The 24,971-nt window shown below is 55.9% G+C and carries 22 protein-coding genes; 12 read left to right on the top strand and 10 right to left on the bottom strand.

All coding sequences use genetic code 11. The features are described from left to right. The first annotated feature begins 2 nt into the window (after positions 1-2). From FDK21_RS00400 to FDK21_RS00355, 10 genes are all read left to right on the top strand, one after another. The gene (locus FDK21_RS00400; RefSeq protein WP_114010673.1) at positions 3-680 is read left to right on the top strand and encodes a flagellar hook capping FlgD N-terminal domain-containing protein; all 678 of its coding nucleotides are present in this window, start codon (positions 3-5) and stop codon (positions 678-680) included. Between the two features lie 258 nt (positions 681-938). Continuing rightward, a complete protein-coding gene (locus tag FDK21_RS00395; protein ID WP_114010672.1) occupies positions 939-1,211 on the top strand; it encodes a DUF1153 domain-containing protein in 273 nt (90 codons plus the stop codon). Positions 1,212-1,582: 371 nt separating this feature from the next. Continuing rightward, entirely contained in the window at positions 1,583-3,220 is a 1,638-nt protein-coding gene (gene fliF / locus FDK21_RS00390; protein WP_138147133.1) for a flagellar basal-body MS-ring/collar protein FliF, read from the top strand. Between the two features lie 11 nt (positions 3,221-3,231). Continuing rightward, on the top strand, positions 3,232-4,287 hold the full coding sequence (gene fliG, locus FDK21_RS00385) for a flagellar motor switch protein FliG (protein ID WP_138147132.1): 1,056 nt from the start codon (positions 3,232-3,234) through the stop codon (positions 4,285-4,287). A 99-nt stretch (positions 4,288-4,386) separates the two neighbouring features. Further along, entirely contained in the window at positions 4,387-5,373 is a 987-nt protein-coding gene (locus FDK21_RS00380; protein ID WP_171021887.1) for a FliH/SctL family protein, read from the top strand. Next, positions 5,366-5,710 carry a flagellar motor switch protein FliN gene (gene fliN / locus FDK21_RS00375; protein WP_114010668.1) on the top strand — a complete coding sequence of 115 codons (345 nt, stop codon included), beginning with the start codon at positions 5,366-5,368 and terminating at the stop codon, positions 5,708-5,710. The genes FDK21_RS00380 and fliN overlap by 8 nt, the downstream gene beginning before the upstream one ends. 13 nt (positions 5,711-5,723) lie before the next feature. Further along, positions 5,724-7,097, top strand: a complete 1,374-nt coding sequence (locus tag FDK21_RS00370) for a sigma-54 dependent transcriptional regulator (protein ID WP_114010667.1) — start codon at positions 5,724-5,726, stop codon at positions 7,095-7,097. A 78-nt stretch (positions 7,098-7,175) separates the two neighbouring features. After that, positions 7,176-9,356, top strand: coding sequence for a flagellar biosynthesis protein FlhA (gene flhA, locus FDK21_RS00365; protein ID WP_280955317.1), 2,181 nt, complete (start codon positions 7,176-7,178; stop codon positions 9,354-9,356). Positions 9,357-9,655: 299 nt separating this feature from the next. Then, complete coding sequence (locus FDK21_RS00360; RefSeq protein ID WP_138147130.1) at positions 9,656-10,888, top strand: FAD-dependent oxidoreductase; 1,233 nt, start codon at positions 9,656-9,658, stop codon at positions 10,886-10,888. Next, on the top strand, positions 10,873-11,781 hold the full coding sequence (locus FDK21_RS00355; RefSeq protein ID WP_138147129.1) for a glycosyltransferase family 2 protein: 909 nt from the start codon (positions 10,873-10,875) through the stop codon (positions 11,779-11,781). The genes FDK21_RS00360 and FDK21_RS00355 overlap by 16 nt, the downstream gene beginning before the upstream one ends. Positions 11,782-11,804: 23 nt before the next feature. Here FDK21_RS00355 and FDK21_RS00350 read toward each other — a convergent pair whose 3' ends face one another. Beyond that, on the bottom strand, positions 11,805-12,218 hold the full coding sequence (locus FDK21_RS00350; protein WP_114010663.1) for a universal stress protein: 414 nt from the start codon (positions 12,216-12,218) through the stop codon (positions 11,805-11,807). A 72-nt stretch (positions 12,219-12,290) separates the two neighbouring features. Beyond that, positions 12,291-13,655: a sodium:alanine symporter family protein gene (locus FDK21_RS00345; protein WP_114010662.1), complete on the bottom strand. Its 1,365-nt coding sequence runs from the start codon at positions 13,653-13,655 to the stop codon at positions 12,291-12,293. Positions 13,656-14,105: 450 nt separating this feature from the next. On the opposite strand from FDK21_RS00345, the gene FDK21_RS00340 reads away from it, so the two are divergent. Next, positions 14,106-14,963 carry a DMT family transporter gene (locus FDK21_RS00340; RefSeq protein ID WP_138147128.1) on the top strand — a complete coding sequence of 286 codons (858 nt, stop codon included), beginning with the start codon at positions 14,106-14,108 and terminating at the stop codon, positions 14,961-14,963. Between the two features lie 22 nt (positions 14,964-14,985). On the opposite strand, the gene FDK21_RS00335 is transcribed toward FDK21_RS00340, so the two are convergent. From FDK21_RS00335 to fliI, 3 genes are all read right to left on the bottom strand, one after another. Beyond that, positions 14,986-15,417, bottom strand: coding sequence for a paraquat-inducible protein A (locus tag FDK21_RS00335; protein ID WP_138147127.1), 432 nt, complete (start codon positions 15,415-15,417; stop codon positions 14,986-14,988). A 374-nt stretch (positions 15,418-15,791) separates the two neighbouring features. Continuing rightward, positions 15,792-16,202: a flagellar export protein FliJ gene (fliJ, locus tag FDK21_RS00330; protein WP_114010660.1), complete on the bottom strand. Its 411-nt coding sequence runs from the start codon at positions 16,200-16,202 to the stop codon at positions 15,792-15,794. 13 nt (positions 16,203-16,215) lie between these two features. Then, on the bottom strand, positions 16,216-17,556 hold the full coding sequence (fliI, locus tag FDK21_RS00325; protein WP_114010659.1) for a flagellar protein export ATPase FliI: 1,341 nt from the start codon (positions 17,554-17,556) through the stop codon (positions 16,216-16,218). Between the two features lie 368 nt (positions 17,557-17,924). Here fliI and FDK21_RS00320 point away from each other — a divergent pair, with 368 nt between their 5' ends. After that, a complete protein-coding gene (locus FDK21_RS00320) occupies positions 17,925-18,626 on the top strand; it encodes a response regulator transcription factor CtrA (RefSeq protein WP_114010658.1) in 702 nt (233 codons plus the stop codon). A 249-nt stretch (positions 18,627-18,875) separates the two neighbouring features. On the opposite strand, the gene FDK21_RS00315 is transcribed toward FDK21_RS00320, so the two are convergent. From FDK21_RS00315 to FDK21_RS00295, 5 genes are read right to left on the bottom strand one after another with little or no spacing between them, the layout of a single operon-like run. After that, on the bottom strand, positions 18,876-19,835 hold the full coding sequence (locus tag FDK21_RS00315; protein WP_138147126.1) for a protein-glutamate O-methyltransferase CheR: 960 nt from the start codon (positions 19,833-19,835) through the stop codon (positions 18,876-18,878). Beyond that, entirely contained in the window at positions 19,835-21,061 is a 1,227-nt protein-coding gene (locus FDK21_RS00310) for a chemotaxis response regulator protein-glutamate methylesterase (RefSeq protein WP_138147125.1), read from the bottom strand. Before FDK21_RS00310 ends, FDK21_RS00315 begins: the two co-directional genes overlap by 1 nt. 35 nt (positions 21,062-21,096) lie before the next feature. Continuing rightward, a complete protein-coding gene (locus FDK21_RS00305; RefSeq protein ID WP_114010654.1) occupies positions 21,097-21,462 on the bottom strand; it encodes a response regulator in 366 nt (121 codons plus the stop codon). 33 nt (positions 21,463-21,495) lie between these two features. Beyond that, positions 21,496-21,987 (bottom strand): chemotaxis protein CheW, encoded by a 492-nt coding sequence (locus FDK21_RS00300; protein ID WP_114010653.1) that lies wholly within the window; start codon positions 21,985-21,987, stop codon positions 21,496-21,498. After that, on the bottom strand, positions 21,984-24,794 hold the full coding sequence (locus FDK21_RS00295; RefSeq protein ID WP_138147124.1) for a chemotaxis protein CheW: 2,811 nt from the start codon (positions 24,792-24,794) through the stop codon (positions 21,984-21,986). Before FDK21_RS00295 ends, FDK21_RS00300 begins: the two co-directional genes overlap by 4 nt. Positions 24,795-24,971 lie beyond the last annotated feature (177 nt).

Below are 24,971 nucleotides of genomic sequence, written 5' to 3'. Positions count from 1 at the left end.
TCATGACCACCATCGGCAACATCACATCGCAAGCCGTTTCCAACAGTGCGCAGGACAAAACGGGACTCGTACAGAATTACGAGACCTTTCTGACCCTGCTGACCACACAGTTGCAGAATCAGGATCCGATGGAACCGATGGATTCTTCGAAATTCACCGAGCAGTTGGTGCAGTTTTCCGCCATCGAACAGCAGATCAAGTCAAACGAGCAGCTTGAAAATCTGGCGAACATGATGACGTCGTCCAACGCACTGGGCGTCCTCAATTTCGTTGGCACGACCGTTACTGTTGATGGCTCACGTGGCAATCTGTCGAGCTATGGCAGTGTCGATTACAGCTTGGAGTCCGAGAGCGCCGGCTCCGCTGAAATCACCATCCGTAACGATGCGGGCGATATCGTCTACAATGAAGCCGACGTCTCGCTGACAGAAGGCCAACAAACCTTCAAGTGGGACGGCACAGACAGCTCCGGCAACCGGATGGCACCGGGCACCTATTGGATCCAGATCAACGCCAAGGATGCCGAAGGCGCCGCCATCTCGGTCGACACGGATATGACCGGCGTGGTCGACAATGTCGATCTGTCCTCAAGCCAACCCATGCTGATCATCAACGGCAAGTCGGTTCCCACCTCACAAATCAAATCCGTCGCCCGACCCACCGACAGCGGCACTGCCTGATCCGTTTTGCACACGACAAGTGATGCAATTTGCGGCTTGGCCCCAGTCTGGAGGCCTGAGGTAGGATTGTGTTAACCTTCTTTGCAGCCTGCCCCCGTTGGCGCAAAAGGAAAAAAATGTAGGCCAGGCTCTCAATCTGCAACAACTGCCTCAAATTGAAAAAAACTATTACCAAAGTGTATCCAGAGGCTTAGGCTTTTTTTAAAGGCATTGTCCTATGCTCTTCCATGATGAGGTCAGGTTGAGTGTGAGAGTACAATGACCGATCAAGTACGTGCGAGAGTAAAATATGTCATCGGCCCCGATGGGAGTCCTTTGACTGTGGCTGATCTTCCACCAGAAAATACGAGACGGTGGGTGATCAGGCGCAAAGCCGAAGTTGTTGCTGCCGTCCGCGGTGGACTGCTGAGCCTGGAAGAGGCCTGTGATAAATACACTTTGACCGTTGAGGAGTTTCTCAGTTGGCAAAGCTCTATTGATCAACATGGTCTGGCCGGTCTCCGTGCCACACGGATTCAGCAATATCGGTAACAGTTCCAGCCCGGGGCATTTCGGACTGGCAAACCTTGCGAAAAGGTCGAGGGACTTCCCTCGACCTTTTTACGTTTGGCAAGGCATTCATTTCTGCCCCCCTCACCTCCCCCAAAGAAACGCGATGACACCCTGTTATAATTAACAAGGCAGCTGCCCCTCAAAGGCGTTCTAGCCATACATTCCCACAGGGTGACCCAATTCTTTTTCGACTGAATGGAAAAAAAAGACCGCTTTTGAGTCATTTTCATCGGTGCAATCTGCAGCATCAACCACTCGTTAACCAAATCCTTAACATCTTGTTAACCATCTCCTAGGAAAATATTGCCTAGTGATTTGGAGCGAACTCCCGAAATGATAGGGTGAGTGGTGTGAACGGCATTTTGGAATTCATCAAGGCATTGGGCCCGGCAAGACTTGCCGCTATGGCCGTTGTGACCGCTGTGCTGATTGGCTTCTTTGCCTTCATCATGATGCGCGTGACCGAGCCCGTGCTGTCGCCGCTCTATACCGACCTGTCATTCGAGGATTCCATCCAGATCACCAAATTGCTGGAATCCCAGAATGTAAATCACGAAGTGCGCAATGAAGGCGCAGTCATTCTGGCACCAAAGGAGCAGATCCTGCGCCTGCGCATGCAACTGGCTGAGAGCGGCCTGCCAACCGGCGGCAATGTCGGTTATGAAATCTTTGACAAGAGCGAAACTCTGGGCACCACCAGCTTCGTGCAGAATGTAAACCACCTGCGAGCGCTGGAAGGTGAGCTGTCCCGTTCGATCCGCACCATTCGCAATGTCCGCAGTTCCAGGGTCCATCTGGTGTTGCCCAAGCGTGCGCTGTTCAAGCGCGAGCAGAAACCGCCCTCCGCCTCCATTGCCGTCAAGCTGCAGGGCAATCTGAGCCCGGTTCAGATTCAGGCGATCCAGCATCTGGTCGCTTCGGCAGTTGAAGGCCTCAACCCCGAAAATGTCACCATCATCGACGGTCGTGGCCGTCTGTTGGCATCGGGCCGTGGCAATGATGACAATTATCTCTCCACGCGTCTTGAAGAGCGCCGCACCGAAATGGAGAGCCACCTGCGCACTCAGGTCGAGGACATTGTGTCTTCCATCGTCGGTCAGGGCCGGACCCGCATCGAGGTCGCCGCCGAGATGGATTTCAACAAAATCACCCAGACCTCCGACACCTTTGATCCCGATGGACAGGTGGTTCGCTCAACCCAAACCCGCAGCGAAACCGCCAAAAGTCAGGAAAAGGAAGGCAATGAAGGCGTAACCGTCGGCAACGAACTGCCCAACGCCAACGCCAACAATGCCAACGGCCCGGGTCGTCAGGAAGCCACCGACATCACCGAAGAGCTGGTCAATTACGAGATTTCGCGCAAAACCACCACGGAAGTGGTTCAGGGTGGCCGCATCAAGCGCCTGTCGGTCGCGGTTCTGGTGGATGGTGTTTATGAAAAGAATGCCAATGGTGAGCTGGAATATAAGCCGCGCACCCCTGAGCAACTGGAAAAGATTGCGACCCTCGTTCGCTCTGCGGTTGGCTACGACCAGACCCGTGGGGACAAGATCGAAGTCATCAACATGCAGTTCGCCGAAGGGCCGGAGCAAGTTTTCGACGATTCTGGCGACGAATTGTTTGCCTTCACCAAGGATGACTATATCCGCATGGTTGAACTTGGCACATTCTTCCTGATGACCCTGTTGATCTTGTTCTTCGTCCTGCGTCCAATGATGAAGCGGATGTTTGAAAAGCAGCAGGAAGAAGCAAGTCCGGACATTGTGATTGGCGCAGATGGCGTCCCGATGATTGTCGGTGAGAATGGGGAACTTGTCCCGGCCCCTGACGGGGAAGACACTCCGCACCCAACCATGCAGGCAATCGAGAATGCCCAGCTTCAAGGAGCCCTGCAGATGGACACCCTGCTCAAGGTTGGTGAACTGGTCAAAGAAAACCCTGAAGAAGCTGCCAAGATCGTGCGTCTATGGCTTCAGGATGCAGCGTGAGGTAGAAGATCATGTCAGCACTTACCAATGTAACGAAATCCCTTGCCAATGTCTCCTCAAGCAATGAAGAACGCGACCTTGATGGCGCGGAGAAAGCTGCCATTCTGCTGCTGGCGCTTGGAGATGAATTTGGCGGTCCGATCTGGGCGCGTCTTGATGACATCGAGATCAAGCAGGTCTCCATTGCCATGTCCAAGCTGGGCGGCATCACGCCCAACATGCTCGACAATCTGATCGTCGATTTCGTCGCCCGCCTGTCGTCCAAAGGCTCGGTCAACGGCAACTATGATTCCACCGAACGCCTGCTGCTCTCCTTCCTGCCGCATGAACGCGTCAATGTGATCATGGAGGAAATCCGAGGTCCGGCCGGTCGCAACATGTGGGAAAAGCTGTCCAACGTTCAGGAAAACGTGCTCGCCAACTATCTCAAGAACGAATATCCACAGACTGTTGCGGTGGTGCTCTCGAAAATCAAGCCAGACCATGCGGCCCGCGTCCTGTCGATCATGCCGGAGGATTTCGGCCTCGAAGTCATCAACCGCATGCTGTCGATGGAAGCCATTCAGAAGGAAATTCTCGAGAAAGTCGAACAGACCCTGCGTGTCGAATTCATGTCGAACCTGTCGACCACCCAACGCCGCGATGCGCACGAAGTGATGGCAGATATCTTCAACAATTTCGACCGTCAGACCGAAGCCCGCCTGTTGGCCGCTCTCGAAGAGGAAAACCGCGAGTCGGCAGAGAAGATCAAGCAGCTGATGTTCACCTTCGAAGATCTCTCCAAGCTCGACGCCGCTGGTGTTCAGGCTGTGCTGGCCAACATCGAGAAAGACGTTCTCGCTCTCGCCCTCAAGGGTGCCAACGAGACGATCCGCACACTCTTCTTCGACAACATGTCCCAGCGTGCTGGTGCCATGTTGCAGGAAGACATGGACACGATGGGTCCAGTCCGCCTGCGCGATGTCGACGAGGCACAGGGCACCATGGTCAACACGGCCAAGGATCTCGCCGCGCGCGGCGAAATCATGATTTCCAAAGGCAACAACGACGACGAGCTGGTTTACTAGGCCAACCGTCTGACCAAATCCAAACCCGACGATCAAACCGTCGATCCTGACTTGACCCGCCCCCAAAACCAAACAATGGGGCAAACTGGAACCCGCAAGATGCAACAGGCTGCTCGCTATCTGTTTGATCTGGATTTCTCCGCTCCACCGGAGCCGGAAATCGAGGAAGAGATCGAGGAAATCCCGCCCGAACCGATGATCACGGTTGCCGAGCATGAGCGCCTGCTTGCGGAGGCAGTGGCAGCGGCCCGCGCCGAAGGCGAGGCAGCTGCGCTTGAACAGCGCGAGCGTCTGGCAAGCGAGGAGAGCCTCAGCCTGCAGCGAACCATGTTTGACGAGATCGCAATGATCTACACCGAGGTCGGCACCCTGCTGCAACGGCTTGAGAAGGATGCTTCCAACCTTGCCTTCGCCTTTGCCTCGCGCTTTGCAGAACGTCTGGTCGCTCAGGAGCCGAAAACGGAAATTCTGGCTCTGCTGCATCAGGTCCTGGCTCCATTGCGAAAGGTTCCGCACATTTCCATTCGCCTGAATGATGAAATTGCCGGCGAGATCAAGGAACTGGTGGACCAGCAGATGACTGAGCTGGGCTTCAGCGGCAAACTGACCATCATTCCGGATTCCACCATCCTGGCAGGTGACTGCGAAGTGGAATGGGCCGATGGCGGCATTGGTCGCAATCTGCGTTCGGCGATCCGTCAGGTCGATCAGTTGCTCGAAGATCATTTTGCCCACATTCCGGACGCAGAAGATGACATGCAAGGCGACGCAGGCGCCGAAACCGAGACAGCCGCAGACAGTGACATGCCAACGGCGTCAGAGCCTTCAGACCAGAATATCGACCAGAATTCCGAAATGAACGGGGAGGTCAGCCCTGAACCGATGCCGGTCGAAACATCGGGGCAACAGGACCAAGCCGAAGATTTCATCCCAAACCAAGAGCCGATCCCGACTGACGCCCGTTCTGCGGATTCGCTCTCGACCGACCCGGAGTTGAATGATCCGTCCCAGATCAATCAACCAGATCAAGACCCAGAGATACCTGCCTCGACCGGCCAGATGCAGATGGAGATGAACAATGAGTGATAACGATCAAGATGATGGCCTCGCTCTGCAAGAACAGGATGGCCAGTCCCTCGCAGCCAATGGCGCGATGGATGTCGAGAATGTGCAGAAGAATGCAGCGGATCTGGAAGCCGTTTTCGATGTGCCGGTCCGTGTGTCGGCCATTCTAGGCCGGGCAAAAATGCCCGTCAGCGAATTGCTCAACCTTGATGTCGGCAACGTGCTGGAGCTTGATCGCAAGGTCGGGGAAGCCGTCGATATCTATGTGAATGCCCGCCTTGTTGCGCGTGGCGAAGTGGTACTTGTCGAAGACAAACTCGGCGTCACCATGACCGAAATCATCAAATCAGAGAAGTGATTGGGAGAGAACCATGCGCCTTTTGATTGCCGGAACATTGAATGGTCAGCTTTCCCAGGCCACCAAGATTGCCCTTGACCGGGGGGCACAGGTGTCCCATGCCGAAACCACCGCCATGGCGCTCAGCCATTTGCGGGCCGGTCGCGGTGCAGATCTGATGATGGTTGATGTCCGGCTCGACATTGCCAGCCTGATTGCCGATCTGGAAAGCGAACGCATCACCCTGCCCGTCGTCGCCTGTGGCATCGAAAATGACGCTCGCGCCGCGGTCAATGCCATCCGGGCAGGTGCCAAGGAATATATCCCGCTGCCACCGGATCCGGCCATCATCGCTGCTGTTCTGGAAGCTGTCTCGCAGGATCAGGGGGCGCTGATCTATCGCGACCCGGCCATGGGAGCCGTTGTTCAGCTGGCCAACCAGATCGCCCCGAGTGACGCTTCGGTGTTGATCACCGGCGAAAGCGGCACCGGCAAGGAAGTTCTGGCCCGCCACCTGCACACCAACTCCCGCCGGGCTTCCGCTCCATTCGTCTCGGTCAACTGCGCCGCCATTCCTGACAATCTGCTCGAGTCCGAGCTGTTCGGTCACGAAAAAGGCGCCTTCACGGGTGCTGTCGCTCGCCGGATCGGTAAATTCGAGGAAGCCAATGGCGGCACCCTGTTGCTCGACGAGATTTCCGAGATGGATATCCGGCTGCAAGCCAAATTGCTACGTGCCATTCAGGAACGGACCATTGACCGGGTCGGCGGGTCAAAACCGGTATCGGTCGACATCCGCATCATTGCCACCTCCAACCGCAATCTGGCCGACGCAGTGCGTTCGGGCATCTTCCGCGAGGATTTGCTGTTCCGCCTCAATGTCATCAACCTGCAAATCCCTTCCTTGCGTGATCGCCCGCAGGATATCGACCTGTTGGCCGAGCATTTTGCCGACAAATATGCGCAAGCCAATGGCCTGCCACAGCGCCGGATGAGTGCGGAATGCTCTCGCCATCTGCATGCAAACCAGTGGGAAGGCAATGTCCGCGAGCTGGAAAACACCATGCACCGTGCGGTTCTGTTGGCAACCGGCACCGAAATCGGACCCGAAGCCCTGCGTATGCCGGACGGCAGCCGGATGGACCAGACCATCATCGGCATGGCCTCAGGTCCCGCAGCACAGGCCGTGATGGCAGCAGAAGGCGTGACCCGCAATCTCGTTGGTCGCACGGTCGCCGAAGTGGAGCAGGAACTGATCCTTGACACCCTCGACCATTGCCTTGGTAACCGGACCCATGCCGCCAACATTCTGGGCATTTCCATCCGGACCCTGCGTAACAAATTGAAGCAATATTCCGAAGAAGGCGTCTCGATCCCGCAACCGGGTGAAGGGCGCATCGCCAGCTAAACGACAAGGTCGGATCTCACGGGAACGGGTCCGCCCCCCTCAACCAGACCAACAGGTCACTGACAGGACGACATCGGCATGAGCGAAGCAGACGCGACAATGGCTGACGCCCCCATCGCCCCGGCTCCAGCCCCTGATGGTGCTGCCCCGGAAGGGACAGCCCCGGCTGGCCCGTCTGTGCTTGCACAGCTGGGTGGCATTGTCACCTTCCTGCGTCAGGGGGATCTGGGCCTTGCCGTTGGTGTCATGACCATTCTGGTCGTGATGATCCTGCCGATGCCGGCAGCCTTCCTTGATATGTTCCTTGCCATCTCGATCATTTTCTCCGTCCTGATCCTGATGACGTCACTCTTCATTCGCGCGCCGCTGGAATTCTCCGCCTTCCCGACGGTTCTGCTGGTCGCCACCATGTTGCGGCTGTCCTTGAACCTTGCCTCGACCCGACTGATCCTGTCCTATGGCCATGAAGGGGGCGGGGCGGCTGGCAATGTCATCGAGGCCTTTGGCAATTTCGTCACCCGTGGCAACTTCATCATCGGTTTGATCGTCTTTGCGATTCTTGTAACCGTCAACTTCGTCGTCATCACCAAGGGTTCGGGCCGTATCGCCGAAGTCGCCGCCCGCTTCACTCTTGATGCGATGCCCGGCAAGCAGATGGCAATTGATGCCGACCTCTCCGCCGGCCTGATCACCGAAGAGCAAGCCAAGCAGCGCCGTAAGGATCTGTCTGACGAAAGCGCCTTCTTCGGGGCCATGGATGGTGCCTCAAAGTTCGTGCGTGGTGACGCCATTGCTGGACTGGTCATCACTTTCATCAACGTACTGGGTGGCATCATCATCGGCGTGGTGCAGAAGGAAATGGCCTTTGGCGATGCGGCACAGGCCTATACCCTGCTGACCATCGGTGACGGCCTCGTTTCCCAGATTCCGGCCCTGATCGTTTCCACCGCAGCCGGTATTCTCGTCTCCAAGGCTGGCGTCTCCGGCTCCGCTGACGCAGCAGTTATTCGCCAGTTGTCCGGCTATCCCAAGGCCCTTGGCATGTCGTCGGCAATTATGATCATCATGGCCTTCCTGCCCGGCATGCCGTTGATCCCCTTCTTCACACTCGGTGGTGCAGCTGGCTATTTTGCCTATAAGGCCACCAAGAAGCAGCAACGCGAAGCCCTTGAAAAGGTCATTCAGGAGAAGCAGGTAGAACTGGCCGAAGCAGCCCCACCTGCGGAAGAACCGATCAGTTCCGCTCTCAAAATGGACGAGCTGCGCCTTGAGCTGGGCTATGGCCTGATCAGCATGGCCAATGGCTCGGCCTCTCAGGCCCTCACGGACCAGATCAAGGCGTTGCGTCGCCAGCTTGCCTCGGAAATGGGCTTCATCATGCCGGCGGTCCGCATCATGGACAATGTCCAGTTGCAGGCCAATGACTATGTCCTGAAGGTCAAGGAGGTCGAAGTCGGGCGTGGTGTGGTCTATCCGAACCAGTATATGACGATGGATCCAACCGGCCGCGATATTGCCCTGCCCGGCGTGAAGACCACCGAGCCGACCTTTGGCCTGCCTGCCACCTGGATCGATGGATCCCTGCGTGAGGAAGCCGCCATTCTCGGCCTGACGGTCGTCGACCCGGCGACGGTCATCTCCACCCATTTGACCGAAATCATCAAGGCCAACATGGACGAGTTGCTCTCCTACGCGGTCGTACAGGGTCTGCTTGATGAGCTGCCGTCCGAACAGAAGAAGCTGGTCGATGACATCGTTCCGAGCCAGATCACGGTATCCGGCATCCAGCGTGTGCTCCAGACCCTGCTGGCTGAACGCATCTCGATCCGTGATCTGTCCTCGATCCTCGAAGGCATTGCAGATGCCTCTGGCTTCACCCGTTCAATCCAGACCATCAGCGAACATGTGCGCGCCCGTCTGTCGCTGCAAATCTGCGCCAGCCACCAAGCGCCGGGCGGCTATCTGCCGATCCTCAGCCTGTCGCCAGCATGGGAGCAGGAATTTGCCAGCGCGCTCATCGGCGACGGAGACGATCGACAGCTGGCCATGGCACCGACCAAATTGCAGGAATTCGTTGCCAGCGTTCGCGACGGCTTTGAAGATGCCGCCCAGATCGGTGAAATTCCTGTCCTGCTCACCTCTCCGGGCAATCGCCCCTTCGTGCGCTCGATCATAGAACGCTTCCGCGCTCACACCACGGTTCTGAGCCAGAATGAAATCCACACCCGGGTCCGGCTGAAGACTGTCGGCACGATCTAACCTCTGAGAACAAACCCAATCCAGTTTGCGACAGGGCCATCCCACTTCTGCTGCCAAGCCAAAGGGCAGCGGAGGTGGGGCGACCTTGACCAAAAGGCAACGGGATGAAAATCGTCCCATCAACGAAGCGCTTGTATCAAAGCCATTTCATTGGACCAGACTGCACATAATCGATTGACCCTGACGCCTGAAGAATTGTAGCTTCCGGGTAGATGTAAAAGCACAAAGCAACCAATCCGGGCAGATTTCTTCACCGCGCTTTGAAGGCGTGCCCGAGCGAAGCCGGTTAGAGGAAGCGAATGTCCGTTTCGATTATTGGGGGTGGCCTGACCGGATGTCTGATCGCCCTGGAGCTGGCCGAAGCAGGGCACAAGGTCGTGCTGTTTGACAGGGCTTCTGAGTTAATGGCCCGGGCCTCTTTTGCCAATGAAGGGAAAATCCATCTCGGCTTTGTCTATGCCGCAGACACCAGCTTCCAGACAGCCCGCCGCATGATTGATGATGCCTTGCGCTTCAGACCGCTGCTCGAACGTTGGATCCCGTCTCGTGTCTTCGAGGCATTGATCTATGACCGCTTCGACTATTTTGTTCCAGACAGCTCGATGCTGTCCGTTGAGGCGATCAACGCCCATTTTGGCAAAGTGATCCAGTATCTTAACGCCCAAACAAACCGCAATGCTGCCTCCTATCTGGGCCGCAGGGATTTTGCACCGGTTTCTCCCTCAGCCCCGCCACACGACACACTTCAGGCCCTGTTTCACACACCCGAACAGGGCGTATGGCCAGCCTCCATCGCTGAGGAAATACGCTGTTGCGTCCACAGCCACCCAAGGGTTGACATTCGTCTGAACACGACTGTCACCAAAATCCGACCGCAAAAGCAACAATGGCATCTGGACCTCATGCCAGCAAACAAGGCAGAGCAGACCACAGAAGGGCCGTTCGAGACGGTAATCAATTGTGCCTGGGCGGGACGCAGGCACCTCGATGCCGCATCAGGCCATCCGGACCATGCGCAATGGTTCTACCGCTACAAATTCGGTGTCGTGCTGTCCAATGCCCGAGCGGCATTTGGCGGTGCGCTTCCCCGCAACAGCACAGCGATGCTTGGCGCCTATGGCGACAGCGTCTATTGTGCGGCTCAAGACAGTCTTTATTGCAGTTGGTACCCGGTCGGTATGTGTTTCAGTTGCGCAGAACTGGTCAGCGATCAGCCTCCAAGGTTAGACGATCATGAAGCTGCGATCCTGAAGACCTGGCAAGGCTATGCCACCATTGACCCAACCTTCAAGGCCCTGTTGGAAACACAGCCGATCTCCAAGGCCCGGATCGTCGGAGACTATATCGCCGCCAAAGCCAAAACGGACATTCAGGACCCGAACAGCCGCCTGCATGAGCGGCACGGATATGGTGCCAAGCAGTTGGCGCCCGGTTACTGGAGCGTTGAAACCGGAAAATATACCTCTGCGGCCCGCTGTGCCGAGGATTGCGTCCGGGCAATTATGGAGCGGGAACCATGTTCCGGTTTTTAAGGCCTCGCCCCCTCGTCTCGATCTGCATCCCCGCCTATGACGCCCAGCCCTTCATTGCCCGGGTGCTGGAGTCTGCGCTATCCCAGAGCGTGGACGATATCGAAATCATTGTCTCCAATGACGGTGCCCTTCCAACGCCGGATCTGCAGTCCTATCGAAAGCACCCCAAGATCAGGGTGATCAATCAGCGCAAACGGCTGGGCTGGGTGGCCAATACCAACACCGTTCTGTCCAAGGCCAGAGGCCAGTATTTCATGGTCCTGCCCCACGACGACCTGTTGGCACCAACCTATCTGGAAGCATGCCTTTCTTGCCTTGAAAGCGAGCCTGACACCTTTGCAGCCTACAGCGACATCGAGTATCACGGCGGCATTTTGGAGGCGTCCGAACTGCTGGGCACGCTCGATGAGCGGATAAGCCATATGATGGAAAATCTCTATAATGGCTACAGCTTCCGAGCCTTGATGCGCCGACGGCCCGCCGACTGGCCCGCCCTTGCCATGCGTCACAATCCGCCCACAGATTGCTGTGTCGACACCACCTGGATCCTCCAGCAAACCCTGTTGGGCGCGCTGCGTCGCGTGCGGCAACCCCTTTACTTCAAGACTTTACACGAAACCAACACCCACGCCAGTTGGGAGCGGATCCCCCCCGACATGCTGGTATCCGGCTGGTGGCAGCATTGTGAAACCCTCGGCATGTTGGCACGCGAACGAACGAACAATCATACGCTGATCGATAGACTGGTTGCGCATCGGCGCGACCCCCGGCGCGTTATCGAAACCCCTCTCTTTCTCAGAAATGCCTTCGACGCCCTGTATCCGCAGGACCTGCACCTTCTGAACGAGAAAGGCGAGCAGGAACAATCCCGCTCGCCTTCACCCCTGTCATAGAATGCTGCTCTGCGCCGCACCGCTCAATCGCGGATAACCATCACCGTGCAATGGGCGTTGCGCACCACGCGACCCAAATGAGGACCCATTTCAAAATCAGGGAAGTCCCCCTTGGCCGAAGCCATGACGATCATGTCAAAATGGTCAGCATGGGCCAGCTTGAGGATTTCGCGATAGGCGCTGCCTTCCTCGATATGGATGGCGATATCGCTTGTTCCCTGCTCCGCTAAAATGCCTTCGATGACCTTACGCACATGCGCCTTTGCCCCGTCACCATAATTGTCCGGCAGGTTTGGCAGCTTGATGATTTCGGGAATGACCGAAACTACATGAAGCTCGGCCCCGTAGAATTTCGCCTGCTCCTGAGCCATCGGCAGAGCCTTTTTCCAGGACCGGGAGTCGGTGTGATCAATCGGCAGCAGGATTTTTGTGACCATCGGTCTTGTCCTTGCATAAACTGGGATTGGAAAGGAGGAAGGGAGCCGTCAAGCCGGCTCCCCGGATTGCGATCACTCGCCCGAATTTTCTTCCGACGCACCATTGGTTGCGAAATAGTCTCGCGTCAGTTTGAACACAACCGGGCTGAGCAAAGCCAGAGCGATCAGGTTCGGGATGGCCATCATCGCATTGAGCGTATCTGCCAGAAGCCAGATGAAACCAAGATCCGCCGTTGCGCCGAAATAAATCATCACGATCCAGGCAAGACGATAGACGATCAGGATGCGATGGCCCATCAGATAGCCAACGCATTTCTCGCCATAGAAGGACCAGCCCAGAATGGTGGTGAAGGCAAAGATCGAAAGCGACAGCGCAATCACGGTCCCCCCGATGCCCGGTAGCGTGGTTTCAAAAGCCAACGAGGTCAACGCCGCTCCGGATTCACCAGACGTCCACGCACCAGAAGAGATGATGGCAAGACCGGTGATCGAGCAAACAATGATGGTGTCGATGAAGGTGCCCAGCATGGCGACCAGACCTTGGTTGACCGGCCCTTTGGTGGCCGCCGCCGCATGGGCGATCGGGGCAGAGCCAAGACCGGCTTCGTTGGAGAAGACACCACGGGCCACACCAAAGCGGATGGCGGCCCAGACAGCAGCACCCGCAAAGCCACCTTCAGCAGCCGAAGGGGTGAAGGCATGAGCAAAGACCAGACCAAGTGCTTCGCCGATATTACCGATATTGATCAGCAGAACCAGGAAGCCGGCAATGATGTAGGCAACAGCCATGAACGGCACCAGCTTGCCAGCAACGGCCCCAATGCGGGAGATGCCCCCCAGAATAACCATGGCGGTCAGCAGCATCAGCACCACGCCGGTGACGGATGTATTGACACCGAAATTGCTTTCCAGCACCTGCGCCACACCATTGGCCTGCACACCATTGCCAATGCCGAAGGCGGCAATCGCACCGAACAGGGCAAAGGCAAAGCCCAACCAGCGCCAATTCTTGCCCAGACCATTCTTGATGTAATACATCGGGCCGCCGACAAAGTTGCCCAACTCGTCGGTTTCACGATATTTGACGGCGCAAACGGCCTCGGCATATTTGGTTGCCATGCCAATCAGGGCCGTCATCCACATCCAGAACAGAGCGCCGGGACCACCCAGAAAGACAGCCGTAGCCACACCGGCAATGTTGCCCGTGCCTATAGTGGCCGAAAGCGAGGTCATCAGAGCATTGAAAGGACTGATCTGCCCTTCCCCCTGCCCGGCGCGCCCCTTGAACAGCAGACTGAAGCCGGTGCCCAGCTTGAGGATCGGCATAAATTTCAGACCCACTTGCAAAAACAGGCCAACCCCTAGGATAAGAACCAGCATCAACGGTCCCCAGACGACTCCGTTGATGGAACTGACAAGAGCATTCAACGCTTCCATGAATTTGCCTTCCTTTGCAAAAGTGTCATGCCTCTACGCGTCTTGTCCTGACTTTCCAAATCGGAACAGACTCTTGGAGGAAAAAATCAAAAGGGATATAGCGCAGAAAACAACCAAGATGCACCGTATCCAAGCTGCATCGAATCGTCGCATTCGTACAAGCCCCCACTTGCATCCTCAAAATCCGTAACCGTCAGCCTCCGCAGACAATCCCACTGGAATGGCATGTCCCATTGCACGGAGACATGCGCCCCGATCTGGGATTGATTTGACGCCGATCCCCTTCTAGTCTTGGTGCCAGCCTTTCCATGTGCGGCTAGGGTTCCGTTGCCATTGGGCAAGCTGGTCCGAGCGCCGTTATGAGCCGGTGGCAGACACCCGAGGATGAAAAGACCAGAGGGGATGGACAGGGCGTGATGAAACACGTCTATATTTTGTCTGGAGTCTCAAATGTCCATCACTGGCTTTGCCCTCATTCTCACCGCCGCATTCTGTCACGCCACCTGGAATGTCTTGATCAAGCGGATCAATGGCGGGCCAGAATTGATCTGGCTCTTTTCCACGGTAACGGTCATCCTCTATTTTCCGCTTGCCCTCTGGATCCTGCTTGTCGAGCGTCCCCAGCTCGATGCCATGACTTTTTTGCTGATTCTCGGCAGCGCGACCTTTCATCTCGGCTATTTTCTGCTGTTGCAAACCGGGTATCGCAAGGGAGAATTGTCGCTGGTCTATCCAATAGCCCGCGCGACCGGTCCACTGCTCTCCACGACCTTTGCGATTCTGTTGCTGGATGAAAGCATCACTCCGCAAATGGCGGCCGGCGCCATCGCAATCGTGTTTGGCGTTCTTATGTTGACCGGGGGCTTCAGATCCGGTGCCCGCAATGTCAGCACGTCCCTCCTCTTCGGACTGGCTGCAGGGGTGCTGATCGGCAGCTATACCGCATGGGACGCCTATGCGGTGTCGATCCATCTCGTCCCGCCCCTGCTGATCGACTATGGATCCAGCGCCGGGCGAATGGTGGTTCTGGCACCTGTGGCATCGCGCAGTCACGGCCTCATACGCCAGCACTGGCAACAGCACAAATGGGGCGTCATTGCCATCGCGGTCTTCAATCCTTTAGCCTATATTCTCGTACTCTATGCGCTCACCTTCACGCCGGTGGCTCTAGTCGCCCCGTTGCGCGAAATCAGCGTGTTGCTCACCGTGTTGGCGGGCAGCTTGTTGTTGGGAGAAGGCAATCTCAAGCATCGGCTCGTCTGGGCACTGGTGATCCTGATTGGCATGTCCATACTGGTCTCTGCCTGATCTCTTGCCGTTTGGTGCTGCCCTACTTCTTGATCATCACCGACGCGAGAACCGAGGCGGTGGTGGCGGTGCCATAGAACCATAGTCCCGGCAAGGCACTGGCCTCGGCCAACCCGCTGGTCTTGGCGGAAAAGACCACCAGAGCCACCAACAGCACATCCATCATCGACCATTTGCTCGCCAGCCCCAGCAGGATCACCGACCGGGACCGTTTGCCACGAAAGGCGGCAATATGCAGAAGGAGAATTTTGACAGCGGGAAACACCACAGAGAAGGCGCAGACAATCACCGCCAGCAATTTCTCATGGTCGTACCACAGCCCGAATATAATGCTCATCAGCGACGGCGTCTCGGTGAAGAACAGCAATCGGTCGAGGGACACCAGCGGCAGGGTCAGCCCGAGGGCGAAGGAAAAACTGGAAATTGCCAACAAAAGGGGCAAGAGAAAGGACATCTGATCCAACCCGACAAACAGCAAGCGCCCGAAACAGGCGTGGCCAAACAAGGCGCCTGCCCCCTCTAGCGCAGTTTACCGGGCAAGAGCAAGGGCCAACCCGAGGCAAACACATGGCCATAGCCAAACAGGGAGCATCCCCGAAGGCCGCGCCATTGTGCGGAACGGATCGAAATGTCTGAAACAATGCTGCGTTGGCCTCGCGCGGGGTACACAGCTCCCTCGCGAAGATCGGATCATGGGGGGCAGGTCACACCCCATCGTCATACCGCATCAGTCCCGCAGCTTCATACGAAGCGCAGATCTGATGCAGAAGACCAGGAACAATGATCGGCGCTTTGCGCGATGTGCCCATGGATGGGCGAGCATCTTAATTAGCGGCGGCGCCTTCCGATTGTGCTGAAATCATCCAGCTCGTCCTGCTCGGCCTGTTCACGGGCAGCCATTTCACGCTGGTGGTCGCGCTCTTCGAGCTTCTCGACTTTCTTCAGCTCGCCGATTGCCTCGCGCAATTGGTCCTGTGCCCGCTCCAGCTGTTCATTAAGATCAGCAATGGAAACCTGCAGATTTTCCTTGCGCTGCAAGGCTGCCTTGGCAAAGGTCGGATAAGCGAAATGCCCGATATCATCGATGCCCGCTTTTTCTTCCTCAACCGCGATTTGTGCATCCAGATCACGGATCATTCCCTGAAATTCCGTGACCATCAACTCAATCTGTCCGACTTGACGACGCTTTTCATCAACCTGAAAACGTTTCAGACGGATTAGACTCTCGCGCGACTTCATTACTCAATACTCCTTAAAGCCCCGTATTGCCCTGTTCTGACCGCGCCCCAACGATGGCTTCCAGCCTTTGGTATCCCTCTTCCAAGCTGGTCGCCTCTCCCTTTCCTTGAGAGAGAAATGCTTCCAGAGGCTCATGAAGAGCGATGGCCAGATCCACACTTGGATCGCTTCCCTGCCTGTAGGCTCCCAATCGGATCAACTCTTCCATATCCGAATAGGTCGCCATATGCTGCCGGGCCTTCAACACACTGGGCCAGAAGGCCGGATCGGCAGCGTTGGGAAGTGTACGCGAAACAGATTTCAAAATGTTTATCGCCGGGTACCTTCCCCTCTCGGCAATGGCCCGTTCCATGACGATATGTCCATCCAAAATACCCCGGACGGCATCAGCAACGGGTTCATTGTGGTTATCACCTTCCACCAAAACAGTAAAAAGACCTGTAACGGCTCCCTCATTTTTTTCGCCCGGACCGGCTCTTTCCAGAAGTTTTGGCAGTTCTGCGAAGACTGTGGGGGTATAGCCCTTAGAGGTGGGGGGTTCGCCGGCAGCCAAGCCAATCTCCCGCTGCGCCTGAGCAAAACGGGTGACCGAGTCCATCATACAAAGAACCTGTTTACCATCTTCGCGAAAATACTCGGCCAATGCCAAAGTCAGATAGGCAGCCTGCCGCCGCATCAAGGCCATTTCATCCGAAGTGGCCACCACGACGATGGAGCGTTTCAGCCCCTCCTCGCCCAGATCATCCTCGACAAACTCCTGCACCTCGCGCCCGCGTTCCCCGATCAGGCCAATCACATTGACCTCGGAACTGGCGTTGCGCGCCAACATCGAAAGCAGCACCGACTTGCCAACACCGGAGCCAGCAAAGATGCCCATGCGCTGGCCCTGACAAAGAGTAATGAAGGTATTGAGCGCCCTGACCCCCAGATCCATCGGCCCGCCGACCCGGGTCCGCTTATGCGCGGCGGGTGGCTTGCGTCGCAGCGGCACCGCATGGTGGCCGCGGGGCAAGGGGCCCTTGCCATCAATCGGCTCCCCATGGGCATTGATCATCCGTCCCAACCACGCCTTGGTGGGTCGGATCACCGCAGGACCGTTGAGCACGGCTCGGCAGCCAAGACGAATGCCATCAAGCTCAGAGAAAGGCAAACACAGGGCCCGATCGGTCGAAAAGCCAACCACTTCGCACTTGGCAGGCTCCCGTCCATCGGCATGAATTGTCAGCATCGAGCCCACGCTCATTTCGAACAGCGGACCGGCCACCTCGACCAGATGCCCCTGAATCGACGTCACGCGGCCATAGGCGTGTCTGGGCGAGATGTCATCTACCTTACCGATAAGTTCCTGGACCATTGCTAAGCCTTTAATGATTCTACTGCATGGTAATGATTCGTTTACCCGATTGGTTAATTATTATCTCGAGGGATTTTGACCGGCAAATATTTCCCAGCTGGGTAATCGCTTGCGTAGCTGAGTCTCGTGAATCACTTAAGAATGTTTCTTAAAGTAAAACATTAAGAAAGCTGGTAGGAAAAGATTTCCTAGGAATCAACGAGATAGCATTTTTTTTGTAAAGTTACGAGACGAGGCTTGCACGATGGAATCAGGATTTGTTAACCATTATGGACTAGCCTTAACAACTGGGATGAAATTTGGTCCTAAGCAATCGCCAGAAAGGCAGGTTGCTCCGAGCCCAGGAAAGGCAAACAAAGGGGATTGGCATGCGAGTTTTGCTAATTGAGGACGATAGCGCCACAGCACAGAGCATCGAGTTGATGCTCAAGTCCGAGAGTTTCAATGTCTATACCACCGATCTTGGTGAGGAAGGCGTCGACCTCGGCAAATTGTACGACTACGACATTATTCTTCTGGATCTGAACTTGCCAGACATGAGCGGCTATGAAGTGCTCCGCACTTTGCGCGTCTCCAAGGTCAAGACTCCTATTCTCATCCTTTCTGGCCTGGCAGGCATTGAAGACAAGGTTCGTGGCCTTGGATTTGGCGCTGACGACTATATGACCAAGCCATTCCACAAGGATGAGCTGGTGGCACGTATCCATGCGATCGTCCGCCGCTCCAAGGGCCATGCCCAGTCGGTCATCAATACCGGCGAATTGACGGTCAATCTCGACACCAAAACTGTCGAAGTTCAGGGCCAGCGCGTCCACCTGACCGGCAAAGAATATCAGATGCTCGAACTGCTTTCCTTGCGCAAAGGCACCACGCTGACCAAGGAAATGTTCCTCAACCATCTTTATGGTGGCATGGACGAGCCAGAACTGAAAATCATCGACGTATTCATCTGTAAACTGCGCAAGAAGCTCGCAACCGCGACCGGCGGCCGCAACTATATCGAAACGGTATGGGGCCGCGGCTATGTTCTGCGCGAACCAGATGAAGATGGAATGCGAGAAAGCGCCTAACTTCGGACAGTCCCTGTCAGGAAGGGCGACCAAATCCCGCTCCTGACACGGCCCGAAACTGGCAATGCTCCCCTATTCCTTAAAAGCCGCCTTTGCAAAAGGGCGACTTTTTTTTTGCCTAACTCCCCTGGCTCGACCTTATCGGCAGCCGCCATCTTCCCTCCTCGGCATAGATTGCAGCACGCCAAGCAAAAAACCGCTCCCTTGAGGGGAACGGCTTTTTGAATTCTTGTCAGATAGTGGCTTGGGTTACTTCCGACCGCCATTGATGCTTGAAAAGCGTGAGGCGGAAAAAGTCGATGCACCCGCGCCCGGCGCAGCACCCGAAGACTGGGCTGAAAGGCTACCACCGGCAGCAAGCGCCCGCTGACCAAATCCACCGGCAGAGCCAGTCTGCGCACCAGCAGCATTGGTATAAAGGCCACGTTTGCCAGGCACCGACTGGAAAGAGGTCGTCAATCCAACCACGGTTTCAGCAGCACCGAGCAATAGATAGCCATCATTTGGCATCTGCTTGGCGAGACGGTTCATGATATCGGTTTTGGTTGCCTGATCGAAATAGATCAACACGTTACGGCAGAAAATCACGTCAAACTGACCCATCGAGGCAAAGCTTTCGAGCAGATTGAAGTGACGATAGCTGACCATCGAACGGATCTCCGGAGAGATCTGCCACATTTCACCATGCTGCTTGAAATATTTAAGCAACAACTGCACCGGCAGCCCGCGCTGTACCTCAAACTGGGTATAAAAGCCAGCTTTGGCCTTCTCCAGCACTTCATGGGAAATATCGGTACCAATGATCTCGAAGCTCAAACCACCAAGCTTGGCAGCATTTTCCTTCAGGCACATGGCCAGAGAATAAGGCTCCTGCCCGGTTGACGCAGCCGCGCACCAGATCCGCACGCGGCCCCGCTGGCGATTTTGCACCAAATGCGGAATGATCGTTTCGACGAAATGCTCAAAGGGTGTTTTGTCGCGAAAGAAGAAGGACTCGTTGGTGGTCATCGCCTCGACGACCGCCGTCTGCAAGGCGCGATCTCCTGAAGACCGCAGCTTGACGATCAAATCAGCAATGGTCCCAAGCCCGGCTTTGCGCGCGACAGGCATGAGACGGCTTTCAATCAGATATTGCTTGTCTTCAGAGAGCACAAGTCCGGACTTTTGTTTCAAAAAGCCCTGCAAGAAAGCATAGTCTTGTGGTGTCATTATCGCTCCCCTTTGAAAATTCGCAATACTTTGGAGCCAATCTGGTTGAGAGGCAGAACCGCCGCACAGACACCGGCATTCGCGGCCGCACCCGGCATACCCCAAACAACACTGGTCGCCTGATCCTGAGCCAGAACACTGCCACCCGCATCGACAATAAACTGAGCACCTGCAGTGCCATCATGTCCCATACCGGTCAAAATCACTGCCAGAGTAGCCGACCCATAAACGGTGGCGGCGGTCTCGAACAATGGATCAACGGCAGGTTTACAAAAATTGACAGGCGGCTCATCGGTCAATTTGACGACCGCTTGCCCGGCCTGTTTGACAAGTTTCATGTGCTTGCCGCCCGGCGCCACATAGATATGCCCGTTCTGCACCACTTCGCCATCCTTGGCCTCAGCGGAAGGCATGCCGGAAGCACGCGCCAGATGGTCCGCCAAAATAGCGGTGAAAGTGGCGGGCATGTGCTGGGTGATCAGAATAGGGACGGACCGCATTTGCGGGCCAATTTCTTGCAGCAGCTTCTCGAGTGCCTGTGGCCCTCCCGTAGAGCTACCAATCAGCAAGGCACGCGGCCGCGCGGATCCAAGCTTGCGCAAGGCGATGCCATTGGCCCCAGCCACCGGCGCAGCAGCTCGAGGTGTCGCCGCAGCAGCAGACGGTCTTGGGCCTTCACTTGCAAGCGTTTTGCGACTTTGCAGTGCCCGTGCCCCCCCTGCCCTTGCGACAGGTGCGCCACCGCGGGACGCGCGGAAGGTCGGTGCAGTGCCGTCCTCGATGCCGCCAATCGCCTTGATCTTGTCGACCAACTCATTGCGGAAGCTCTTGGACGTTGTAATTTCACTGTTCGATTCCGGCTTGGGCACATAGTCGGTTGCCCCCAGCGACAGAGCGCGCAAGCTGATTTCGGCATTGCGGCGCGTCAATGTCGACGCCATGATGATTTTGGTGGAAGGACAGCCACGCAACAACAGTGGCAGAGCTGTCAGGCCGTCCATATCCGGCATTTCGATATCGAGAACGACGATGTCCGGTTTGCTCTTGGCAATATTTTCAACCGCGAGGCGACCATTGCGGTGCGATCCGACCAGTTCCAGAGCGGGATCTTCCTCGACCCAGCGACTGATCAATCCGCGAATAACCACAGAATCGTCAACAATCATCACCTTGATTTGACGCGATGCAGCCTTGGCAGCCGGAACGGTTGCGGACATCAGACCCATGTTATTCAACTTTCATAAGGGACCAAAAAGCAGGATCAGATCAGTCCGACTTCCTGCAATTTTGCTTCAACGATTTCTCGATCAAACGGCTTCATGATATATTCGTTGGCACCCGCGCGGATGGCTTTGGCAATATGCGCAACGTCATTTTCCGTGGTACAGAAAATCACTTTCGGGTCAGAGCCGCGTTCGAGTTTGCGCAACTCGACCAGAAAATCCATGCCGTCCATGACAGGCATATTCCAATCCAGCAGAACAGCATCAGGCATGTTGCCAGCGCAGCTATCCAGCGCCGCCCTGCCATCTTCTGCTTCCAAAATCTCGAAATCGAGATCTTCGAGAATCCGCCGCGCCACTTTGCGGATAACGCTGGAATCGTCGACAACCAGACACGTCTTCATATTCACTCTCCAGAGACACCTTTATCTCAGCAATTAAGCCGCGACAGTGGTGGTTGTAACCATTTCACCGAGCACCTTATCGACATCCAGAATAACCATCAGGTCATTTTCGAGCCGATGGACCCCGGCAGCGATGCTCGCCCAGCGTTGATCCAGATTGCTGGGAACAGCTTCGCGGCTATTCTCACTCAAATCCAGAACTTCACCGACAGAGTCGATGATCAGACCATAGGATTCTTCCTTGAACTCGATACCGATCGCCATCATGCTGGACTGTTTTTCCAGAGGACGAATCCCCAACCGCCTGCGCATGTCGATGGCCGTAACGATCCGCCCACGCAGGTTCAGAACCCCAGCGATTTCTGTCTGGGACAGCGGAACCCGTGTCACGGATTCCGGCACGAACACATCATGGACCCGGCTGATCGGCAGGCCGAACAATTGTTCGGAAATGTAGATGGTGACATACTGGATGGTTTCATCCATGTTTTCGACTTCAGCGTCGTTTACAAACTGCTCGGTCATGCTGCAGCTCCCAGTTCAATATGCTGTTCTTTCAGAGAAGCAATCAGACCCGGACGATCGAATTTCGCCACATAGTCGTTAAAGCCTGCCTGACGTCCCCGTTCGATCGCAGCTGGCGTGCAGAGCGATGACAGGGCGATGATCGGAATATCACGGGTTGCCGGTTGGCGACGGATAGCCTCGCAAAGCTCGAAGCCATTCATTTCCGGCATTTCGATATCGGAGACGACGATTTCGTAGCTCGGATCCCGTTCAAGTACGGCGAGGGTTTCCTTGCCACTCGCACAAATGGTCACTTCATAACCAGCTGCCTTGAAGACAGGGCCGAGCATATTGCGGAAGAAGCTCGAGTCGTCGACGAAGAGCAGTTTCTTGGCCACCACGTCCTCGATGCCCATTTCCTTGCGATGGAACCAGTCCTCGAAGGCCTGTGGCAGGAAGTGGCCGACATCGATGATCTCGGTCGCCTTGCCCTTGATGACGGCTGTACCCAGGATACCCGGAACTTCGGACGACACCTCAATATTGAGCTGCTCGTCGACAATATCGACGATCTCATCGACCACCAGGCCCATCGAACGACCGGCATCGGAGAAGACCAGCATCGGCTGGGATCCCTCGGTCCGGCGCTGAACGAAGTCGTTGACCTGAACCAGTGGCATCAGGGCACCACGATACTGCACCATGTCGCGACCATTGGAGAATTCGATCTTCTCGATTTCGAATTCCTCCAGACGCGTGACGAGCGACAGCGGAACCGCCTTTGGTTCTGCGGAGCCGGCACGGAAGATCAACAGCGAAACGGTATTCTTCTCTTCCGGCAGGGCTTCCTTCTCAGCCTGTTCTTTGTTGGTTTCCATATCGGTTCCAACATGGCTGCCAAAGGCCTGTGCGACGCCATTCGGATCGAGGATCATGATCACCGACCCGTCACCCAGAATGGTGTTGCCGGAGAACATGGTCAGGTGCCGCAGCATGGAGGCCATCGGCTTGACGACGATTTCCTCGGTATGGAAGACCGCATCGACCACGACGCCGAAGGTCTGTGCCCCGACCTGCATGACAACAATAAAGCCATTGTCATCCAGCTTGAGTTCTTCTTCGGATTTCTCTTCGATCCCGAGCAGATTGCTCAGGTGAATGAGTGGCAGCAGCTTGTTGCGCAAGCGCAGAACAGGCGTGTCCTTGATCCGCTCGATCTTGTGCTCGGAATTGTTCTGGACACGCACCAACTCAACAACGGACAGCTGAGGGATTGCGAACCGGTCGCCGGACGCTTCGACCAGCAAGGTCGAAACAATGGCCAGCGTCAGCGGGATCTTGATCGAGAAGATCGACCCCTTGCCAGGCACCGACTTCAGGTCAACCGAGCCACCGATCACTTCGATATTGTTGCGCACGACATCCATGCCAACGCCGCGACCTGAGACATTGGTCACCTTCTCGGCGGTCGAGAAGCCAGCAGCAAAGATGAATTTGTTGATCTGCTGTTCGGACATCTTGTCGAGCTCGGCTTCGGTCGCCAGCTCGGACTTGAGGATCTTTTCCTTCACCTTCTCGGTGTTGATGCCGCGACCATCATCTTCAATGTCGATGATGATATGGCCACCTTCGTGATAAGCGGACAGCTTGATGGTGCCTTTGACAGGCTTGCCCATCGCGACACGCTCGTCGGAGGTTTCAAGACCATGGTCAGCGGAGTTGCGCACCATGTGGGTGAGCGGATCCTTGATCAGTTCCAGAACTTGACGGTCAAGTTCGGTATCCTGACCGACCATCACCAGATCGATATCCTTGTGCAGGTCGTTGGCCAGATCGCGTACGATACGCGGCAGCTTCTGCCAGGCATTGCCGATCGGCTGCATCCGGGTCTTCATGACCCCTTCCTGCAATTCCACTGTCACATTGGACAGACGCTGCAGAGGCACCTTGAACTCGGAATCTTCGTGGCGACGGACAATTTCCAGCAACTGGTTGCGGGTCAGCACCAGCTCGGACACCATCGTCATCAGATGCTCCAGCGTCTCCACATTGACGCGGATCGACTGATTGGCAACAGACTTGGTTTCCTTGTCAGCAGCCTTCGGCTCTTGCTTCTTCTTGGCAGCAACCGGCTTTTCAGGTGCCTTGGCAGCGGGCATCTTACCATGACGCTTCATCGAAGCGGCATCAGCAACGGCTTCCTCTGCGGCTTCCTTGGCGCTTTGGGCGACGTCAAAACCATCAGGGCCGTCTGCTTCGCGGAAAGCCCGCTCCAAGTCATCCAGCGACACCTCGCCCGCTTTCAACTCGCGCTCAAGCACCTGATAGACTTCAACCGGCGCATTGTCCTTGCCTTCTTCAGCTGCTGACGCTTCAACAGGAGTTGTATCGCTTACGGCGTCTTCCGCTGGCTCAGCGGCATCCACTGCAGTGGACTGGCCGACATATTTGCCAACCCCTGCCAGTCGATCCAACTGATCGATCAGATCCTCATCCGAGCCATCCGGTTCCGCCTCGTTCGCTTCAAGCTCGCTCATGATTTCTTTAATACGATCCAGCGACAACAAGATCACCGACACGGATTCTCCCGTAACCGGCGCGCCGTCCCTGAACTTGCCCATCAACGTCTCTGCGGCATGTGCCAGGCTTTCCAACCGCGGCAGTCCGAGGAACCCGCAGGTTCCCTTGATGGTATGCACAAGTCGGAAAATATTATCGAGAATCTGAGCATTGTTCGGTTCTTGCTCGAACTTCACCAGCTCAACGTCTACGACGTCAAGGCTCTCGTTCGTTTCCTCGATAAATTCGCGTAACAGATCATCCATGGCCTAAAACCCTGATTTTTGGCGGAAACCAGCCCTTAAATACAGCTATTCCGCCTCAGTGTCGGCCTAAACTGTTAATTTAGACTGAAACAAATCACTTAATTTCATAAACTTTAGAGATAAGCCTATAACCTGTTGGTATTTCACCATAAAGCACGGAAAAATAATAAGAAAAAG

Source organism: Cohaesibacter sp. CAU 1516, from assembly GCF_005771485.1.
In the GTDB taxonomy this organism is placed as follows: domain Bacteria; phylum Pseudomonadota; class Alphaproteobacteria; order Rhizobiales; family Cohaesibacteraceae; genus Cohaesibacter; species Cohaesibacter intestini.
Note: the sequence above shows the minus strand (reverse complement) of the source record. Positions and strands in the feature narration are given on the sequence as shown.

What these genes read in the sequence shown, in the direction of transcription:
- FDK21_RS00295 (WP_138147124.1), bottom strand. Translation starts at nt 24,794, where the DNA reads ATGGATGATCTGTTACGCGAATTTATCGAGGAAACGAACGAGAGCCTT.
- FDK21_RS00395 (WP_114010672.1), top strand. Translation starts at nt 939, where the DNA reads ATGACCGATCAAGTACGTGCGAGAGTAAAATATGTCATCGGCCCCGAT.
- FDK21_RS00320 (WP_114010658.1), top strand. Translation starts at nt 17,925, where the DNA reads ATGCGAGTTTTGCTAATTGAGGACGATAGCGCCACAGCACAGAGCATC.
- fliN (WP_114010668.1), top strand. Translation starts at nt 5,366, where the DNA reads ATGAGTGATAACGATCAAGATGATGGCCTCGCTCTGCAAGAACAGGAT.
- FDK21_RS00315 (WP_138147126.1), bottom strand. Translation starts at nt 19,835, where the DNA reads ATGACACCACAAGACTATGCTTTCTTGCAGGGCTTTTTGAAACAAAAG.
- FDK21_RS00355 (WP_138147129.1), top strand. Translation starts at nt 10,873, where the DNA reads ATGTTCCGGTTTTTAAGGCCTCGCCCCCTCGTCTCGATCTGCATCCCC.
- FDK21_RS00305 (WP_114010654.1), bottom strand. Translation starts at nt 21,462, where the DNA reads ATGAAGACGTGTCTGGTTGTCGACGATTCCAGCGTTATCCGCAAAGTG.
- FDK21_RS00300 (WP_114010653.1), bottom strand. Translation starts at nt 21,987, where the DNA reads ATGACCGAGCAGTTTGTAAACGACGCTGAAGTCGAAAACATGGATGAA.
- flhA (WP_280955317.1), top strand. Translation starts at nt 7,176, where the DNA reads ATGAGCGAAGCAGACGCGACAATGGCTGACGCCCCCATCGCCCCGGCT.
- FDK21_RS00345 (WP_114010662.1), bottom strand. Translation starts at nt 13,655, where the DNA reads ATGGAAGCGTTGAATGCTCTTGTCAGTTCCATCAACGGAGTCGTCTGG.
- FDK21_RS00310 (WP_138147125.1), bottom strand. Translation starts at nt 21,061, where the DNA reads ATGGGTCTGATGTCCGCAACCGTTCCGGCTGCCAAGGCTGCATCGCGT.
- FDK21_RS00335 (WP_138147127.1), bottom strand. Translation starts at nt 15,417, where the DNA reads ATGTCCTTTCTCTTGCCCCTTTTGTTGGCAATTTCCAGTTTTTCCTTC.
- FDK21_RS00380 (WP_171021887.1), top strand. Translation starts at nt 4,387, where the DNA reads ATGCAACAGGCTGCTCGCTATCTGTTTGATCTGGATTTCTCCGCTCCA.
- fliI (WP_114010659.1), bottom strand. Translation starts at nt 17,556, where the DNA reads ATGGTCCAGGAACTTATCGGTAAGGTAGATGACATCTCGCCCAGACAC.
- FDK21_RS00400 (WP_114010673.1), top strand. Translation starts at nt 3, where the DNA reads ATGACCACCATCGGCAACATCACATCGCAAGCCGTTTCCAACAGTGCG.
- FDK21_RS00350 (WP_114010663.1), bottom strand. Translation starts at nt 12,218, where the DNA reads ATGGTCACAAAAATCCTGCTGCCGATTGATCACACCGACTCCCGGTCC.
- FDK21_RS00360 (WP_138147130.1), top strand. Translation starts at nt 9,656, where the DNA reads ATGTCCGTTTCGATTATTGGGGGTGGCCTGACCGGATGTCTGATCGCC.
- FDK21_RS00370 (WP_114010667.1), top strand. Translation starts at nt 5,724, where the DNA reads ATGCGCCTTTTGATTGCCGGAACATTGAATGGTCAGCTTTCCCAGGCC.
- fliG (WP_138147132.1), top strand. Translation starts at nt 3,232, where the DNA reads ATGTCAGCACTTACCAATGTAACGAAATCCCTTGCCAATGTCTCCTCA.
- fliJ (WP_114010660.1), bottom strand. Translation starts at nt 16,202, where the DNA reads ATGAAGTCGCGCGAGAGTCTAATCCGTCTGAAACGTTTTCAGGTTGAT.
- FDK21_RS00340 (WP_138147128.1), top strand. Translation starts at nt 14,106, where the DNA reads ATGTCCATCACTGGCTTTGCCCTCATTCTCACCGCCGCATTCTGTCAC.